Annotated in this window: 14 protein-coding genes; 10 read left to right on the top strand and 4 right to left on the bottom strand. The window is 64.8% G+C overall.

Features of this window, described 5'->3' with window-relative positions; translation table 11 throughout:
• Positions 1 to 214: 214 nt before the first annotated feature.
• Entirely contained in the window at positions 215 to 1,351 is a 1,137-nt protein-coding gene (locus EZV60_RS16150; protein ID WP_135506650.1) for a GSCFA domain-containing protein, read from the bottom strand.
• A gap of 233 nt (positions 1,352 to 1,584) precedes the next feature.
• Here EZV60_RS16150 and EZV60_RS16145 point away from each other — a divergent pair, with 233 nt between their 5' ends.
• The 4 genes from EZV60_RS16145 (at position 1,585) to EZV60_RS16130 (ending at position 8,409) form a co-directional block, all read left to right on the top strand.
• Positions 1,585 to 2,379 (top strand): sulfotransferase, encoded by a 795-nt coding sequence (locus tag EZV60_RS16145; RefSeq protein ID WP_135506649.1) that lies wholly within the window; start codon positions 1,585 to 1,587, stop codon positions 2,377 to 2,379.
• A gap of 38 nt (positions 2,380 to 2,417) precedes the next feature.
• Positions 2,418 to 5,711 carry a glycosyltransferase family 2 protein gene (locus tag EZV60_RS16140; RefSeq protein WP_135506648.1) on the top strand — a complete coding sequence of 1,098 codons (3,294 nt, stop codon included), beginning with the start codon at positions 2,418 to 2,420 and terminating at the stop codon, positions 5,709 to 5,711.
• The gene (locus tag EZV60_RS16135) at positions 5,698 to 7,149 is read left to right on the top strand and encodes a CgeB family protein (protein ID WP_135506647.1); all 1,452 of its coding nucleotides are present in this window, start codon (positions 5,698 to 5,700) and stop codon (positions 7,147 to 7,149) included. Before EZV60_RS16140 ends, EZV60_RS16135 begins: the two co-directional genes overlap by 14 nt.
• Before the next feature lie 84 nt (positions 7,150 to 7,233).
• Positions 7,234 to 8,409 carry a nucleotide sugar dehydrogenase gene (locus tag EZV60_RS16130; protein WP_135506646.1) on the top strand — a complete coding sequence of 392 codons (1,176 nt, stop codon included), beginning with the start codon at positions 7,234 to 7,236 and terminating at the stop codon, positions 8,407 to 8,409.
• Here the strand turns inward: EZV60_RS16130 and EZV60_RS16125 are convergent.
• From EZV60_RS16125 to EZV60_RS16115, 3 genes are read right to left on the bottom strand one after another with little or no spacing between them, the layout of a single operon-like run.
• The gene (locus tag EZV60_RS16125; RefSeq protein ID WP_135506645.1) at positions 8,381 to 8,761 is read right to left on the bottom strand and encodes a hypothetical protein; all 381 of its coding nucleotides are present in this window, start codon (positions 8,759 to 8,761) and stop codon (positions 8,381 to 8,383) included. The two genes, EZV60_RS16130 and EZV60_RS16125, sit on opposite strands and share 29 nt — an antisense overlap.
• 14 nt (positions 8,762 to 8,775) lie before the next feature.
• Positions 8,776 to 9,777, bottom strand: a complete 1,002-nt coding sequence (locus tag EZV60_RS16120; RefSeq protein ID WP_135506644.1) for a hypothetical protein — start codon at positions 9,775 to 9,777, stop codon at positions 8,776 to 8,778.
• Positions 9,778 to 9,822: 45 nt separating this feature from the next.
• Complete coding sequence (locus tag EZV60_RS16115) at positions 9,823 to 10,116, bottom strand: DUF2793 domain-containing protein (protein ID WP_135506643.1); 294 nt, start codon at positions 10,114 to 10,116, stop codon at positions 9,823 to 9,825.
• A gap of 245 nt (positions 10,117 to 10,361) precedes the next feature.
• On the opposite strand from EZV60_RS16115, the gene rfbC reads away from it, so the two are divergent.
• The 6 genes from rfbC to EZV60_RS19485 form a co-directional block, all read left to right on the top strand.
• Positions 10,362 to 10,931, top strand: coding sequence for a dTDP-4-dehydrorhamnose 3,5-epimerase (gene rfbC, locus EZV60_RS16110; protein ID WP_135506642.1), 570 nt, complete (start codon positions 10,362 to 10,364; stop codon positions 10,929 to 10,931).
• On the top strand, positions 10,928 to 11,977 hold the full coding sequence (rfbB, locus tag EZV60_RS16105) for a dTDP-glucose 4,6-dehydratase (RefSeq protein ID WP_135506641.1): 1,050 nt from the start codon (positions 10,928 to 10,930) through the stop codon (positions 11,975 to 11,977). Before rfbC ends, rfbB begins: the two co-directional genes overlap by 4 nt.
• 45 nt (positions 11,978 to 12,022) lie before the next feature.
• Positions 12,023 to 12,694 (top strand): sulfotransferase family 2 domain-containing protein, encoded by a 672-nt coding sequence (locus EZV60_RS16100; protein WP_135506640.1) that lies wholly within the window; start codon positions 12,023 to 12,025, stop codon positions 12,692 to 12,694.
• Positions 12,666 to 13,550: a dTDP-4-dehydrorhamnose reductase gene (gene rfbD, locus EZV60_RS16095; RefSeq protein WP_135506639.1), complete on the top strand. Its 885-nt coding sequence runs from the start codon at positions 12,666 to 12,668 to the stop codon at positions 13,548 to 13,550. The genes EZV60_RS16100 and rfbD overlap by 29 nt, the downstream gene beginning before the upstream one ends.
• Positions 13,547 to 14,428, top strand: a complete 882-nt coding sequence (gene rfbA / locus EZV60_RS16090; protein WP_135506638.1) for a glucose-1-phosphate thymidylyltransferase RfbA — start codon at positions 13,547 to 13,549, stop codon at positions 14,426 to 14,428. Before rfbD ends, rfbA begins: the two co-directional genes overlap by 4 nt.
• A 145-nt stretch (positions 14,429 to 14,573) precedes the next feature.
• On the top strand, positions 14,574 to 16,292 hold a 1,719-nt coding region (locus tag EZV60_RS19485), incomplete at its 3' end, for a M10 family metallopeptidase C-terminal domain-containing protein (protein WP_135506794.1).

The following is a 16,292-nucleotide window of genomic DNA, read 5'->3' as shown; positions in this document are numbered from 1 at the left end:
TACTGCTCGATCAAAAGCAGCATCCGGATAATTTTTGGTCAATCGGACAGAAATTTTTGGGAATTTCTGAAGTGGTCGACTGCTCTCAGATCCGTTGCGGCTGACACTGCAAAGAAGGAATCCAGTTGTGTACCGTCAACGGGCTACCGGGATATTTTGACTAAAATTTGTCGCGGATCAGCAACACACGTGTCAATTTCGGCGCGCTCGAGAGTCAGCCGCGGACGTGACGCAACTCTTTCTGAAGCTTGATCGTCATGTTCTTGTACTTGTTCAATTCCTGATTGAGCCGCGCCATCAGCGCCTCGGAATCCTCGGCCCGCTCGGACCACTTCTGGAAGCTCGGGTCGTTGCGCAGCTGTTCCAGCGCTTCGTCGAGATTTTCCTGCGTGCGCTGAGACACGCCATAACGCTGCAGAAATGTCTCGATGATCTGCCCGACCACCGCATCGCTGACATGACGGCGGTCCCTCTGCCAGCTCAGATTGGGATCGCTGGTCACGACTGCTTCGTAGCTGGGAAAGTAATCAAGGCCCTCGGTCTGCTCGGCCAAGCGCATGGCGGCCACGCGCAAGGTCGACTTAGAAGTCATGTTCGCGACGATGATGTCCTGATCGGTGAACGTGCGCCCCAGCGGTACGGGCGACACCGTCATGATGATACGCTGACCTTTCTTGCCGTGTGCCTTGAGGATCGCGATCGTGTCCTTGATGGCGTTCTCGCAGGTCGCCAAGTCGAGCGTCTGGAATCCAAATCGCTCGCCGCCCCGCGCCAGAAGCCGCGGCGCCGGCGCCTCGTTCAGGCTCAGGCCGGTTTTCCGGTCGATCCAAGTTTCGATGAGGCCCAGCGTGATCACCACGACATCCGCGTCGAAGGCCTGTCCGAAATAGGCGCCGACTTCTGCCCGCCGCTCCATCAACTCCTCGATGCTGCCCCGTCCGGCCTTGCCCGACAGATACGGATCGTAATAGACGCCCGGGCTTTCCTGCAGCAGCGCTTCTTCCGGATAGCTTTCAATACCGGCGGCCCATTTCAGTTCCTGCAGGATCGAGACGGGGGTATACTTGTTGAACATGCCGCCTTCCCGCGCGGACATATTGCCGAGGTCGCGCACATTGATGTGCCGGCTGGTCACTGTGGCGCCGGCCGCTTCGAGCCGCTCTTCGACATTGCGCGCAAAGCAAGACCCGATGGCGAAGAACGTGTCGCCTGCCCCGGCGGTAAAGCTCTGGCGGCCCTGCGGCACGACGATCCGGCGCGAGATGCGCTCCTCGGCCGATCCCTCGCCGCCGGTCCAGCGATCATGCGGGTTGTCTCGGCTTGCGCGCAACGCATCCTTGGTCGAAATCATCTCGGGGCCGTCCTTCGTGCTTTTCCGCCGCTGAAGCCGCTTCAGCAAACGGATTTTCAAAGTGGAGTGCAAGGCGATATTTGGTCCTTCCGCCTGCACCGCGCCACCTGACGATGGTTCATAAAGAGTTGCGTCCGCGTGCTCCCTGCGGCAGATAGCCTGACAACGTTCGCAGACGCGTATACATAGAGACGCGCGACCGCGCCCAGGTGTGACAGCATGCAGGACCTTTCATGACCGGTGAACCCGAGCCCAAAAGCCATCTTCTCGTCACCGGTGTGGCCCGCAGCGGGACAACCGCCATGGGCGAACTGCTCAACAGTCATTCGAAAATCTGCCTTGGCGTCGAACGTTTCAAGTTTCAGTTTCTGCGCGCCAATGTGTTCGATCCGTCCCTCTTCGAACGGGACCGTTTTTTCGATTTCCGCCCCGAGGACACCAATCTCGACCCCGAGGCGCGTCCAGCCTGGCAACCGGTCTACGATCGCATGGCCGAAAAATGGGACAACGCCACTATCGTCGGCGATAAGGTGCCTGACATGATGCCGGTTCTCAGCGACTTCATGCGCGCCAATCCGGACTTCAAGGCTATCTGCCTGCTGCGCAATCTCAAGGACGTGGCGCTGTCCTGGCAAGCGCGGGCCAACCGCGCCCGCGACAGCTGGCCCGCGGGCAAGGGTTTCGCCGTGGCCTGCGCAAGCTGGGAAGAACAGCACAAGGTGCTGCACGACCTCATGCGCGACAAGTCGCTGCGCGAACATGTGCTGCTGCTCGATTATGACAAAATCTACGAAAACCCCGGGCAGACCGAGGCGGCGATCCTCGCCTTTCTCGGCCTGGCGCCTGAACCTGAATTCACACGTATCCTGAACCGGCACGCGGCCTTCGTTCTGGCCCGCAAACTGCGTAAGGTCCCCAAGGAGTATATCGACGCCTACAAGGCCGTCGACCAAAGCCACGTGCGCGGCCTGCGCAAGGTGGCGCGCGAGCAGCTTGAGATCTGGTCGCAGCAATCCCGGCCTCAGTGACGGATTGATTAAGCCCGAAACGGAGTCTTCCGAAAATCATGTCGCTTAAATCCATCCTGTTCCATCTGGCGCGTCTGGTCCGGTCGAAGCGAACCCCCGGCTATATCGATCATTTCGACACCTACCGCGTTGCCGGCTGGGCCTATGATCCTTCGGATCGTGCGTCGCCGGCCTTGCTCAGCCTGCATGTGGATGGCCGGCCCGAGGTGAACGTCGTCGCCGATATTCCCCGTGAAGACGTGCAGGCCGCCGGGCTTGGGCCGCTGCGCTGCGGGTTCGAGACCGCGCTGCCCCGACGCCTGCGGGACGGCCGCGCGCATGTCGTCGAACTTCGACTGGGCAGTGACGGGCCGTTGCTGTCGGGTGGACGGCTCAAGATCCCGGCCCGCGACGACGGCGAAGCCGGCACCGCCGGAGCCACGCCCGGCGATGTCGCCGGCGAGGCCGGGCCTAGCCAGGGTCTCGTCTTTTTCGACAGGGCGCGCGGCGCGCTCAGTGGCTGGGCCACCGGCTGCGCCAGCGTTTCGGTGTATTTCGACGGCGGCGTGCCGCAGACCCTGACGCTTGATCGGGTGGTTCCGGGCTTTGGCAGCGGTCTGCGGCCTGGATTTCTGCTGCCCATCCCCGAGACCCTGCGCGACGGCCAGCCACACGTGGCCCATGTCAGTTTCGGTGAGACAGACACGATGCTGGACGGCGCGCCGATCGAGTTTGCGCTGGACCGGGCGCTGCCGGTAGTGGAGCTGGTGGCGCAGCAGGGATCAAGGATCACCCTCAGGCTACGCCAGACCGAGGACAGCCCGGTTACCCCCGAGGGCGCGTTGCAAGTCTTTGCAGACGGGGCGCTTGTCGAGACCGAGCGCCGGGGGGCAGATTATATTCTCACCGTGCCGAACGCGGCGCAGTGGCTGGTGGCGGCATTGCCGGACGGCACGTTGCTGGCTCGCTTCCGCGTCACCGGTGGCGACTTCGTCGAAGATCCCGCCCGGGATCTGCCCGCAGATGCGCTGTCCGAGGCGGGGTGCGCCGCCGCCCGCGCGGCGTTCGACACATTCTGCGCGGATCCCGATGACCGGTTCGATCCGCTTTGGTATCGCTGGGCGCATCCCGGCACCTATGGGCTGGAAGACGACGCAGCCTTGCTGGCGCATTACCGCGACATCGGCGCACGCGCCGGCAGGGGGCCCGGACCGTGGTTCGACGAGGCAACGGCCCGGCAGCGCTATCCGGCGCTGGCCGGGGCCATCGAAAAGGGCGATCTGCCCTGCGCTTTCGCCGTGGAACTTGCGCTGGGCCGTGGCGCGCTGGATACGCTGAACGGCACGGACCCGGCGACCGCCCGTAGCCTGGCCATGGGCCGGGAAGAAGCGGAGGAAAGTCTTTTCGAAGACGCCATCCCGCCTGCGGCACCGGCACCGCTGCCCACGCGCCTGCCGCCCGCCGTGGCGGCGCAGTCTCCGTCAGATGCGATCTATGCCGCGTGGGTCTCGCGGCTGCAACTCAGCGACGCGCAGCGCGCCGAGATCGCGGACGATGACTACCGCATGCGCCGCGACATCGCCGCGGTGGCGCTGACCCGCCAACCGCTCGTCAGCATCATAATGCCCAGCTGGAATCGCGCCTTCACCATCGGCGAGGCGATCCAGAGCGTGCTGGACCAAAGCTATCCGAACTGGGAACTGATCGTCTGCGACGACGCCTCAGAGGACCGCACGGCAGAGGTCGTGCGCGGCTTCGACGATCCGCGCATCCGCTACATGCGCTTCATCAAGTCAAACGGCGCGGGCGCGCGCAACAAGGGCCTGCACCATGCGCGGGGCGAATACATCGCCTATTTGGACAGCGATAATATCTGGCACCCGCTCTTCCTGGATATGATGCTGCGCCAGCTCTTGGCGCAGCCCGGGCGCGCCATTGCCTATTGCGCCTATCTGGACACCGAGATCAGCGGCGCGCATGTCAGCCTGCAGGCCATTCCGAGACCCAATTTCCGGCCCATTCCGCTGTCGTCCAAGAACTTCATGGATCTCAACACCATCGTGCATCATCGTCGGATCTACGATTGGCTGGGCGGGTTCGACGGCAATTTGCCCCGCCTGCAGGACTGGGACCTGTCCTTGCGCTACACATCGGTGTTCCGCCCGATCTACGTGAATCGGATCGGTGTCTTTTATCGCCGCAACGTGGCCTGGGGGCAGGTGACGCACCTGTTCATGGGCGGCGATGCCCAGAACACCGTGAACGAAAAGACCCAGGCCCGGCTGGACGGCGCGCATGAAAGGCTCACCATCGACTGGCCCGGGCGGGCCCGCGTGACCTTGCTGTGCGGCGGACCGGAAGGCCAAAGGCCCAGCCTGCGCGACCTTGCGGTGACGCGCGCTCTGGCGCATCTGATCGCCCCGGTGGCCGATATCGATCTGGTCGAGCTGGGCGGCGATCCGGACCTCGCGCCGCCGCCCGGCAGCCTTCCCGCCGCGATCCAGCACCACGCCATCCCCGAAGCCTTGCAGCGTGCGCCGCACCGGTTGGGGGGCGCGCTCGACGGGCTTCTGACAGGACGCGCGATCCTGACCATTGGGTTGTCCGCAAGCCAGCTGCGCAGCATGCCCGACCTCGACACGTCGCTGGTCTGGCGGGTGCGCAATTCCGGCGAGGGCAGCGTATTGCAGGCGATGGCGGCGCCGGCGATTCAGTACGATCTGGGTGCCCTGCCGATCTCCCTGCCCAAGCCCGCACATGAACCCGAGAATCTCTGCGTTCTGGCGCTTTTGCCCGAAGGCCGGCAATCCGAAATCGCAGCAGTTCAGGACAAGCTGCGTAGTGAGGCGCTCAAGCGCGACCTGACCCTGCTGGTGCCGCCCGGGGCGGGGCACGGCTGGCTCCGGATCGACAAAAGCGGCGAGACCACGCTCGCGATCGATCCCGGCACCGGCCTGCCAGAGGCGGTCGGCCAGGTTTCCGTCACCGCGAGCCTTGCGCCGGTTTCGGAACTGGACGCTTTCTCGCTCGGGTTGCTGAATGCCCTGCAGGCGCGTGGTGTGCCGGCGGCGGTGCTCAATGACAAGGGGCGCGCCCGCGCCACCGGCTTTGCCCGCCAGTGGATTGAGGCGCGCGCGGCTTATGAGATTCAGGTCAACGAGCCGAAATGGATTGCCGAGAAACTGCGCAAGCTGCTGTCGGACGCCGCCGGAATGGAACGGCTGGCCGAGCGCAGCCGGATCGTGCACAGCATCGCGTGGCATCCCGACCTGGTTCAGCAACGGCTGTGTCATGCGCTCTACTGCATCCAGCACGAGGACCCGCAACAGGAGGTGATCGATGCTCTTGGATAAGCGCCCCTTGGTGCCTTTGGTGGATGACGGCGTCGTGATCGGCGGGGGGCCGGGCCTTCGCGTCGTCTGCGCCGATGGCCAGGACACGACGCTAAGCGCCATTGGCCGGACCGGGCGTCGCCTGATCGAACCGCGCCCCGAAAGCGACTTCACCCTGCAGCCCGATGACGGCGCGCCGCTGCCGGTGCAGGCGGGCGGCTGGGCCGGGCGCGTGGTCGATAGGCGCGGGGGGCTGATCATGGGCTGGGCGCGCAACACGCGCAGGCCCGGCACGGATTGCGCCGTGGTGGCGGTCAGTGGCAACCGGACCGTCGCCGTCGCTTCGGCCCGCGCCGCCGAGGGTGGCCGCTTCGTCCTGCGCCTGCCGCCCGACATCACCGGCGCACCGGCCCCGGTCGCCGTGACGCTGGGCGTGGCGGGATCGGATTACCGGCTCGATGGTGGGCGGATCACCGTCATGCCGTCTCGCGCCGGTGCAGAAGGCGGGCGAGGCCAAAGCGTTCTTCCACGTCCGCTGCACGACCTGAGCATTCGCATCAAGATCTCGACGCCCAACCTCAAAGAGGCGCCGATGTGGGGCGACTACCACTTCGCCAATTCGCTCACCGCCTCGTTCCAGGGCCAGGGTCTGCAGGCCAGCGTCGACACGGCCGATGTCTGGTACAAACAGGCGGCGCAGGAAGACGTGGTGTTGACGATCCGCGGGCGCCACCGGGTCAAGACCGATCCTGAAAAGATCAACCTGATGTGGATCATCTCGCATCCCGACCGCATTCCGGAAGACGAGTACGACGATTACGATCACGTGTTCGTCGCCTCTGACATCTACGCGGCCGAACTGCGCGCGCGCGGCTTGCCATCGGTCAGCGTGCTGCATCAGGCGACGGATTCGAGCCTGTTCTTTCCCGATCCGGAGGCCGAGCGCGATCCGACCTGTCTCTTCGTCGGCAATTCGCGGCGCGAATATCGCACCATGGTGCGCTGGTGCATCGAACGCGATCTGCCTCTGGCGCTCTACGGCGGCGGCTGGGAGGGCATCTTGCCACCCGGCATGGTGCGCGGCACGTCGATCGCCAATGCCGATCTGCCTGATTTCTATCGCGGTCATCTTCTCTTGCTGAACGACCACTGGGACAGCATGCGCGACAACGGGTTCCTGTCGAATCGGCTCTTCGACGGCTCGGGCGTGGCGACACCGATCCTGACCGATCCGGTCGCGGGGCTGGCCGATGTTTTCGGCGACGCGATTTCTGAGGCGGGCGATGCCGAACACTTCGCCGCCATCGTCGCGCAATGCATGGCCGATCCCGCTCCCTTCCTCGAAAAGGCCCGGCGCGCCCATGACATCGTCATGGCGGCCCACACCTTTGATCACCGGGCATCCGAAATCGTCATGATGGTCGACCGGATCGCCGCGCGCCGGCGTCTGGCCTCTTGATCCCACCCTTTTCATTGTGGAACAAGCCGCCTGACTGGGGTATCGGCTCGGACGCATTTGATTACGCTGAATAGAGGGCAGATCATGTCTGGAAGAAAGATTGCCGTCGCCGGGATCGGGTATGTCGGTCTGTCGAACGCCGTACTTCTGGCGCAGAACAACAGCGTGCGCGCGCTGGACGTCAGCGAAGACCGGGTGCGCATGCTGAATGATCGCAAGTGCCCGATCGTCGACGACATGCTGGAAGAGTATCTGGCCACCGCGACCCTTGATCTGACCGCCACCACCGACCCGGCCGAGGCCTTTCGAGGCGCCGACTACGTGGTGGTGGCGACACCCACCAACTACGATCCCGAAACCAATTTCTTCGATACCTCTTCGGTCGAACACGTGATCGAAACCGTGTCGCGGATCGCGCCAGAGGCCGTGATCGTCATCAAGTCGACCGTGCCGGTGGGCTACGTCCAGGCCATGCGCAGCAAGATTCGCAGCGACAAGATTCTCTTCAGCCCGGAATTCCTGCGCGAGGGCAAGGCGCTCTATGACAACCTCTACCCCTCGCGGATCATCGTCGGAGAAGACAGCGACCGGGCCCGCGAATTCGCAAACCTCTTGAAGGACGGCGCGCTGGCCGAGGACGTTCCAATGCTCTTCACCAGCCCGTCCGAGGCCGAGGCGATCAAGCTGTTTGCCAACACCTATCTCGCGATGCGCGTGGCCTATTTCAACGAACTCGACAGCTATGCGCTGGCGCACGGGCTCGACAGCCGGCAAATCATCAACGGCGTCTGCCTCGATCCGCGCATCGGCAGCCACTACAACAACCCGTCCTTCGGCTATGGCGGCTATTGTCTGCCCAAGGACACAAAGCAGCTTCTGGCGAACTATTCTGAGGTGCCGCAGAACCTCATCCGCGCCATCGTCGATGCCAACCGCACGCGCAAGGATTTCATCTCCGAGGTGATCATCCGGCAAGCCCCGAAATGCGTCGGCATCTTCCGGCTGGTGATGAAGCAAGGCTCGGATAATTTCCGGCAAAGCTCGATCCAGGGCATCATGAAGCGCATCAAGGCCAAGGGCATCGAGGTGCTAGTGTTCGAGCCGGCCCTGCACGACGACAACTTTTTCGGCTCCGAGGTCACCCATGACCTGGACGCCTTCAAAGACCGTGCCGACGTGATCATCGCCAACCGCCACACTGATGAACTGGCGGATGTCACCGACAAGGTCTTCACCCGCGATCTTTTCGGCAAGGACTGACCGATCCGGCCCGGCTTTTCGCGGCTGCGCGGGCGGCGGCGTATGACCCGGGCCGGCTCTGTTTTGCAGGCAGCGGCACGAGACCATCCTGCGCCACCTGAAGGGGCGCGGGCGGCGCATCCGCGACCGGGTCGCCTGCGCCATGCGGCACGATCAGCGTCAGCGTCAGCTGCCCGTTCTGCCGCTGCACCCGGCCGGCGATCCACGCGTTGCCAATCTCTTCGGCGCTGCGCGTCTCGCCCTCGGCCAGATCGGACAGGTCGATCTCCTGACCGTTCAGGACAAGGCGATCGCCGTGACGCTCGACAGAAAGATCGTGATCGCCGCGCTGTGGTGTGAAATTCAGGATCATGGGGCTTCCTTTCCTCAGAACCAGCGTCCGAACGCGACAAGATCAAAGCCGCGCGTGCCCAGCGTCGTGGGCGAGATCAGCCGGGCTTCCGCCGCCAGCGGGCTGACCGGCCGGGCGGAGATCCAGCAAGGATCACTGGATCGCACGCAGCCAAAGACTGTCGGCGCGGCTTGAAAGGCTGCCGGGAAAACCCAGTCATAGGGCGCGCTGGACACGAAAAGACTGCCAAGCCCCGATGTCGCGTTAAGCCCGTTCGACGACGGCTCGACGATTTTCACGAGCTGCGTGCCGTCCGCGAACCGCACGTATTCGCCGTTGGTGTTCGATCCGGATTCCATGATCGCCCCTGTCGGCACGCCCCCTGCCTGACCGACCACGCCCAGAATATCGGCGCGCGTGCAGAACTCGACCCAGTCGGAATAGGCCCCGCCACTGCCATCGGTCTTGGTCCGCAGAAAGGCCCGGTTGGACCCTTCGATCAGGAATTGCGCGCCGTTCTGCGCATCGGCGTTGGCGGTCCAGCCCCAGTGATCCTGCGCCGGCACCGGTCTGTCCGCCGCGCCACCCGTGGCCGACCCGGCCTGCACGAACCCCGTGACAGTGCCATATTCGGAAAAGGCGGGTTTCGCGCCGGCGTCAAGCGGCGCATCGCCAAGCCCGAAGGCGCCCACCGTCATCACCCGTCCGGGCGTCGCGTCTTCCGGATCGCTTTGAACGGCGGCGCCGCTGGCCAGACCGGTGTCAGGATCAAGCGCAAGCGCGGTCGTCCATGCCGCGCCATCGGGGCTGACCTTGATGGACCACTGGTCCGATCCGTTCAGGCCCATTTCGGCCCGGCCCGACCAGCCCGACTGGTAGAGCAGCGCGGCCGTGTCGCCGCTTGCCGCCTTGTTGATCTTGATCTGGTGTCCCGACCCGGCATGACTGAACAGCGATGCGTCGGACGCCACCGCCAGCCGGTTGACGGCGTCAGACGCGGCCCCGATCCCGACCCCGTCGAGGTTGTCGAGATCCATCTGCCGTTCCTGCCATTCGGCCCCGTCGAACAGAACGGCAACACTCTAGGACAGAACCTCGGCCCGCCAGCCCACAAGCGGTGTCACGAAGCGCCACGCGCCGCCATCCCAAAGCGCAAGTAAACCATCCTGTCCGGCCCATTCTGCCGTGGCCCCGGGGGCCACGATGTGGCGCTGACCGGCTTCCGGCAGCGCCGGCGGTGAGGTTCGGTCCCGGTCCGCCACGGCCAGTTGCACTGCCGCGTCGAGCAGCAGCAGCGCCTCATTGTGGGTCACGTGCTTCTGCGCCTGCGATGGCTGTATCAGCGGCAGCGACAGAACGGGTGAAGTGTCGGACATCGGCGGGGCCTCCCGGTGAGTTATCACTTCGGGCCACGCTACGGATTGAGGGTTAACCGGACTTGAGACGACCGTCCGCCGGCCCCGCGCGACGCGCAACACCCCGCCACTCCGACCCGACAGCCGCGCCTTTCCGACTCGCGGCGGAACACTGCGCCTGCAAGGCGTGACACCGGTGTGGACCGATGCTAAGAGCATCCCGACTGACCGGTCCCGATGTTTTTTGAGAAAGCCAAGGCATTCCCATGCAGGTTGAAGACACCCCGCTCGATGGCGTCAAACTGATCACTCCGCCGCGTTTCGGCGACCATCGGGGCTTTTTCTCCGAAAGCTACAGCCGCGCGAAACTGGCGGACGCGGGCATCGATATTGAGTTCGTGCAGGACAATCATTCGCTGTCCTCCACGCAGGGGACGGTGCGTGGCCTGCATTTTCAGGCCCCGCCCCACGCCCAGGACAAGCTGGTGCGGTGCGGCAAGGGAAGCCTGTTCGACGTAGCCGTTGACATTCGCAAGGGCAGTCCGACCTACGGGCAGTGGGTCGGCTACGAACTCAGCTTCGACAACGGGCGGCAACTTCTGGTTCCGGCCGGCTTCGCGCATGGCTTCATGACCCTCATGCCCGACACCGAGATCATCTATAAATGCAGCGACTATTACGCCCCCGAAACCGAGGGCGCCCTGCGCTGGGACGATCCCGATATCGGGATCGAGTGGCCGCTCTCGGGCATCACACCGGTGATCTCGGACAAGGACGCCGCCGCGCCGGGCATCGCCGGGTATGACAGCCCCTTCACGCTGGAGGGCACGGCATGAAACTGCTGGTCACCGGCGGGGCCGGATTCATCGGATCGGCCGTGGTGCGGCGCGCCATCGCGCAGGGTCACAGCGTGGTCAACGTGGATGCCCTGACCTATGCCGCCTGTCTCGAGAACGTGGCCGAGGTGGCCGAGACGCCCGGGTACGCCTTCGAACATGTCGATATCCGCGACCGCGCGGCGCTTGACCGGGTTTTCGAGGCGCACGCGCCCGACGCCGTCATGCATCTCGCCGCCGAAAGCCATGTGGATCGCTCGATCGACGGGCCCGGCGATTTCATCGAAACCAACATCACCGGCACCTACAACATGCTCGAGGCCGCGCGCGGATACTGGGCGGCGCAGGGCAAGCCCGGCACGTTCCGGTTTCACCATATCTCGACCGACGAGGTCTACGGCAGCCTGCCGCCCGACCCGGAGGTGAAATTCACGGAAGAAACGCCCTACGACCCGCGCAGTCCCTATTCCGCCTCGAAAGCCGCCTCTGATCACCTCGTGCGCGCCTGGCACGAAACCTACGGACTGCCGGTCGTGCTGACCAATTGCTCGAATAATTACGGGCCCTACCACTTCCCGGAAAAACTGATCCCCGTGGTCATCCTCAATGCACTGGCCGGCAAGCCGCTGCCGATCTATGGCAAGGGCGACAACATCCGCGACTGGCTTTACGTCGAGGATCACGCCGACGCGCTTCTGCTCGTGGTCCAGAAGGGTGAACTGGGCCGCAGCTACAATATCGGCGGCGAAAACGAGCGCACCAATCTCGAACTGGTGCAGACCCTGTGCCGGATTCTCGATCTGAAACGTCCCAAGCCCAACGGTTCATACGCCGATCAGATCACCTTCGTGACGGACCGCCCCGGCCATGACGCGCGGTACGCCATCGATCCCAGCCGCATCCGCACCGAGCTGGGCTGGCGACCCTCGGTGACGGTGGAAGAGGGGCTGGAGCGTACTGTGCAATGGTATCTCGACAACGAAGCCTGGTGGCGTCCGCTACAGGCGCGCCACGGTGTCGGTGAACGCCTGGGGGTCAAGGCGTGATCGCCGCCCCGGGCCGGTTCGACGTTGAAGGATATGCCGTAGACCATGCCGATCCTGCGCGCTCATAACCGACTGATCTACTTTATCCACGTGCCGAAATGCGCGGGCAGCGCGGTCGAGACCTATCTGCAATCGCGCTTTGGTCGCCTGGCGTTCCTGGATAACAAGTTCTATTCCGTACCGGCGCGTCAGCGGTGGTCCAAAAGCTCGCCGCAGCACATCCCGCTGGAACAGCTCAAGCGTATCTTCCCGCTGCATCTCTTCGATGCCATCTTCGGGATCACCCGGCACCCGGTCGACCGTCTGGCCTCGGTCTATCTTTTCAAGCTCGAGGTCGAGCGCGAGATCGACCCCGGCACCTCCTTTTCCGAATGGTTGGACCGCGTCGAGACGCTGCGCGCGCGCAGTCCATTCGCCTACGACAATCACGTGCGCCCGATCAGCGACTTCATCCCGCAGAAGGCGGGGCTGGCAAAGGTCTTCCGGCTGGAGGACGGTCTTGAAACGCTGGTCCCGTGGCTCGATGCGCAACTGGGACAGTCCGACGGCCCGCGTCAGATACCTCTCAAGCAGGCCCGCAGCCTGCGCTTCGCCGCAAAGGAAATGCCGGAAGCTGCGTTTCGCGTGGGTGAGGCGGATCGCGCCCGCATCTATGACATGTACAAAAAAGACTATGAAAGGTTCGGCTATGACCGCGACGCCCCGACCAGATACTGAGCCGACCGTGCTGGTCTTCGGCCAGACCGGCCAGGTGGCCACCGAATTGCAGGCCCAGGCGCGTGTCACCGCGCTGGGTCGGGACACCGCCGATCTGTCGGATCCCGCGGCCTGCGCGGCGCGCATCGCCGACAGCGACGCCGACATGGTGATCAACGCCGCCGCCTGGACAGCCGTCGACAGGGCCGAAGACCACGAGGAAGAGGCGACGGTGATCAACGGCGACGCGCCCGGCGCCATGGCCCGGGCCTGTGCCGCCAAGGCCATTCCATTTTTGCATATTTCCACCGATTACGTCTTTGCCGGCGACGGCACTCTGCCGTGGCGGCCGTCCGATCCGGTTGCGCCGCAAAATGCGTATGGCCGCTCCAAGCTCGCGGGCGAAGAGGCCGTGCGCGCCGCCGGCGGTGTGCACGCCATCCTGCGCACGTCCTGGGTCGTCTCGGCGCATGGCAACAATTTCGTCAAGACCATGCTGCGGCTTGGGGCGGAACGCGACCGGCTGACCATCGTGGCCGACCAGATCGGCGGGCCGACCTGCGCCGCCGATATCGCGGCGACCTGCCTGGCAATCGCGGCACAGCTGCGCGATACGCCGGAAAAATCCGGCACCTATCACCTCTCCGGCGCGCCGGATGTCAGTTGGGCGGATTTCGCGCGTGAAATCTTCGCGCAGGCCGGTCTTTCTCCCGAGGTGGTGGATATCCTAACCACCGATTTTCCCACCCCGGCGGCGCGTCCGCTCAATTCGCGTATGGACAATACCGGGCTGGAGACGGCATTCGGCCTTGCGCGGCCCGACTGGCGCGTGGGCCTCGCCAAAATTCTTGCAGATCTTGGAGCATTGAAAGCATGACACAACGCAAAGGCATCATCCTGGCCGGTGGCTCGGGCACGCGGCTCTACCCGATCACGCAGGGTGTCTCGAAACAGCTTCTGCCGGTCTATGACAAGCCGATGATCTACTACCCGCTCTCGGTGCTCATGCTCGCGGGGATCCGCGAGATCGCGATGATTACAACGCCCGAGGATCAGGCGCAGTTCCAGCGCACGCTGGGCGATGGCAGCCAGTGGGGCATTTCGCTCACCTATATCGTGCAGCCCTCGCCGGACGGGCTGGCCCAGGCCTATATCCTAGCCGAAGACTATCTTGCCGGAGCGCCTTCGGCGATGGTGCTGGGCGACAACATCTTTTACGGCCACGGCCTGCCCCGCATGCTGGAAGAGGCCGACCGGCAAACTGGTGGCGGCACCGTGTTCGGCTATCATGTCGCCGACCCCGAACGCTATGGCGTGGTCGCTTTCGACGCCGCCGGCAACGTGACGCAGATCATCGAGAAACCCGAGGTCCCACCGTCGAACTACGCCGTCACCGGGCTTTACTTTCTCGACGGCTCCGCGCCCGAGCGGGCCAAGCTCGTCGCACCGTCCGATCGCGGCGAGCTCGAGATCACCACGCTTCTGGAAAGCTACCTCGAAGACGGTCTGCTCAGCGTTAAGCGTATGGGCCGGGGCTATGCGTGGCTCGACACCGGCACGCACGGCTCGCTTCTGGATGCCGGAAATTTCGTGCGCACCCTGACCGAACGGCAGGGCCAGCAGGTCGGCAGCCCGGACGAAGTCGCCTTTCAGATGCACTGGATCGACCAGGAAGAGATGCTGCGGCGGTCCGAGAAATTCTCCAAGAACGCTTACGGCAAATATCTCCAGGCGCTGGCCAGCGGTCGCGCCTGACCTGTTAAGCGGCGCCAATGCCCCGCGCGGATCCGGGAAAGAGTTGAGATAAAATCTCGGCAAGAGCCCCGGTTCCGCCACAAAGTCTCACCATCCCGATCACGGCCCTTCTGCATCTTTCCCCGCGTGGGAAAGGAGTGTGGGCATGGTGCAGGTGACATGGGCGCGGCCGCTCTGGCTGAACGCGGCCGATGACCTCCGGCTGACCGGACTGAGCGATCTCGAACTTCACGTTTCGGGGGATATTCCCGTGCTCTATGGCACGACGCGGGGCGAGGGTGGCGGCCTGTCCGCCTATCACGTCACCGAAACGGCGCTCACTTGGGTCGACGCGATCACACTGCCGGGATCCATCCAGATCGGACAGACCAGCGAACTCGTGCTGGACAGGCTCGGCGACACGCTGGCGCTGGGCGTGACAGGCATCAACAAGGCGGGCCTCTGGCTGCACGCGTTAGACGGGCAGGGCCGGTTCGCGACAGCCGGGCAGGCCCTGCCCGGCGCGGCCCTGCCCGAAGACCTGACCGACACCGTGATCCGTCATACCGACGCAGGGTCCGAGCTTCTCGGCATCACAGCTGCCGCGACCCAGATTCAGCGCTGGCAGATCGCGTCCGACGGGCGTCTGACGGCCCTCGCCGCGCAGCCCGCGGGACTTTCCGACGCCGGGGATACGCTCATCGCCCTCGGTCAGGCGCAGGCCGGCGGGCGCAGCTTCGTGCTCGCGCTCTCGGACGGCGACGATATCCTGTCCTCCTTTGCCGTGTCGTCCGATGGCTCGCTCAGCCTTGCGGGACGCCACCGACAGGACGACGGGCTTGGCATTGGCCAGCCGGTCGAGCTGCGCACAATAGATATGGCGGGCGAGACCTATGCCATCGTCGCCGCCCGCGACAGCAGTTCGCTGAGCGTGTTCCGGGTGACCGACACCGGGCGGCTGGACCCGGTCGATCACCTGCTCGACGGTCCCGGAACGCGCTTCGGCCAGGTCAGCCAGTTAGAGGTCGCCAAGGTGGGCGATGCCGCCTATGTCGTCGCATCTGGGGATGAGGACGGCGTCAGCGTTTTGCAACTTCTGCCCGGGGGGCGGCTTTTGCATGTCTCGACGCTCGCCGACACGACCGACACCGGCCTTGCCGATGCCTCGGCTCTGGCCGCCGGCGATGTAGACGGCGCGCTGGGCCTCGCAGTGGCCAGCGCGACAGAGCCGGGCCTGACCTGGCTGCTAGCAAATCCGGGTTCCGCCGGCGTCGTCGTGACGGTCCCGGACGCTTCCGGCGCGCTGCGGGGCAGCGCGCGCAACGATATTCTCGCGGGTGGCGCGGCGTCCGAACGGCTGATATCCGGCGCCGGTGGCGACGTGCTGACCGACGGCGCCGGGGCGGATACGCTTGCGGGCGGCGCCGGGGCGGATGTCTTCGTTTTCGCCGCGGATGGCGCGACTGACGTCATCACCGATTTCCAGCCCGGGCTCGACCGGCTGGACCTGTCGGGCTGGACGTTTTTGCGCAACGCCGGGCAGTTGACCTTCCACGCCCGGCCCGACAGGATCGAGATCGCCTTTCGTAACGAAGTGCTGCGGGTCCAGAGCGCCTCGGGCGATGCGCTGACAGCCGACGAGGTCCTGTCCGCCGGGTTTCTGGACGGCGACCGCTTTCTGCCCGTGTGGCCGGAACAGACCGAGGTCATGGCGGCCGCCTCCTCGGGCAGCCTCGCCGCCGATCGCATCACCGGCGGCGAGGCCCGGGATGTCTTGTTTGGCGGAGCCGGCAACGACACGCTTGTGGGCGGAGGCGGGGATGACCGGCTTGATGGCGGGGCTGGGCTTGATCTTTACAGCGGCGGGCCCGGCTCGGACGAGTAC

It is taken from the genome of Roseovarius aestuariivivens (assembly GCF_004761875.1).
Taxonomy (GTDB): Bacteria; Pseudomonadota; Alphaproteobacteria; order Rhodobacterales; family Rhodobacteraceae; genus Roseovarius; species Roseovarius aestuariivivens.
The sequence above is the reverse complement of the archived record's forward strand: the minus strand, read 5'-3'. Positions and strand labels throughout refer to the sequence as shown.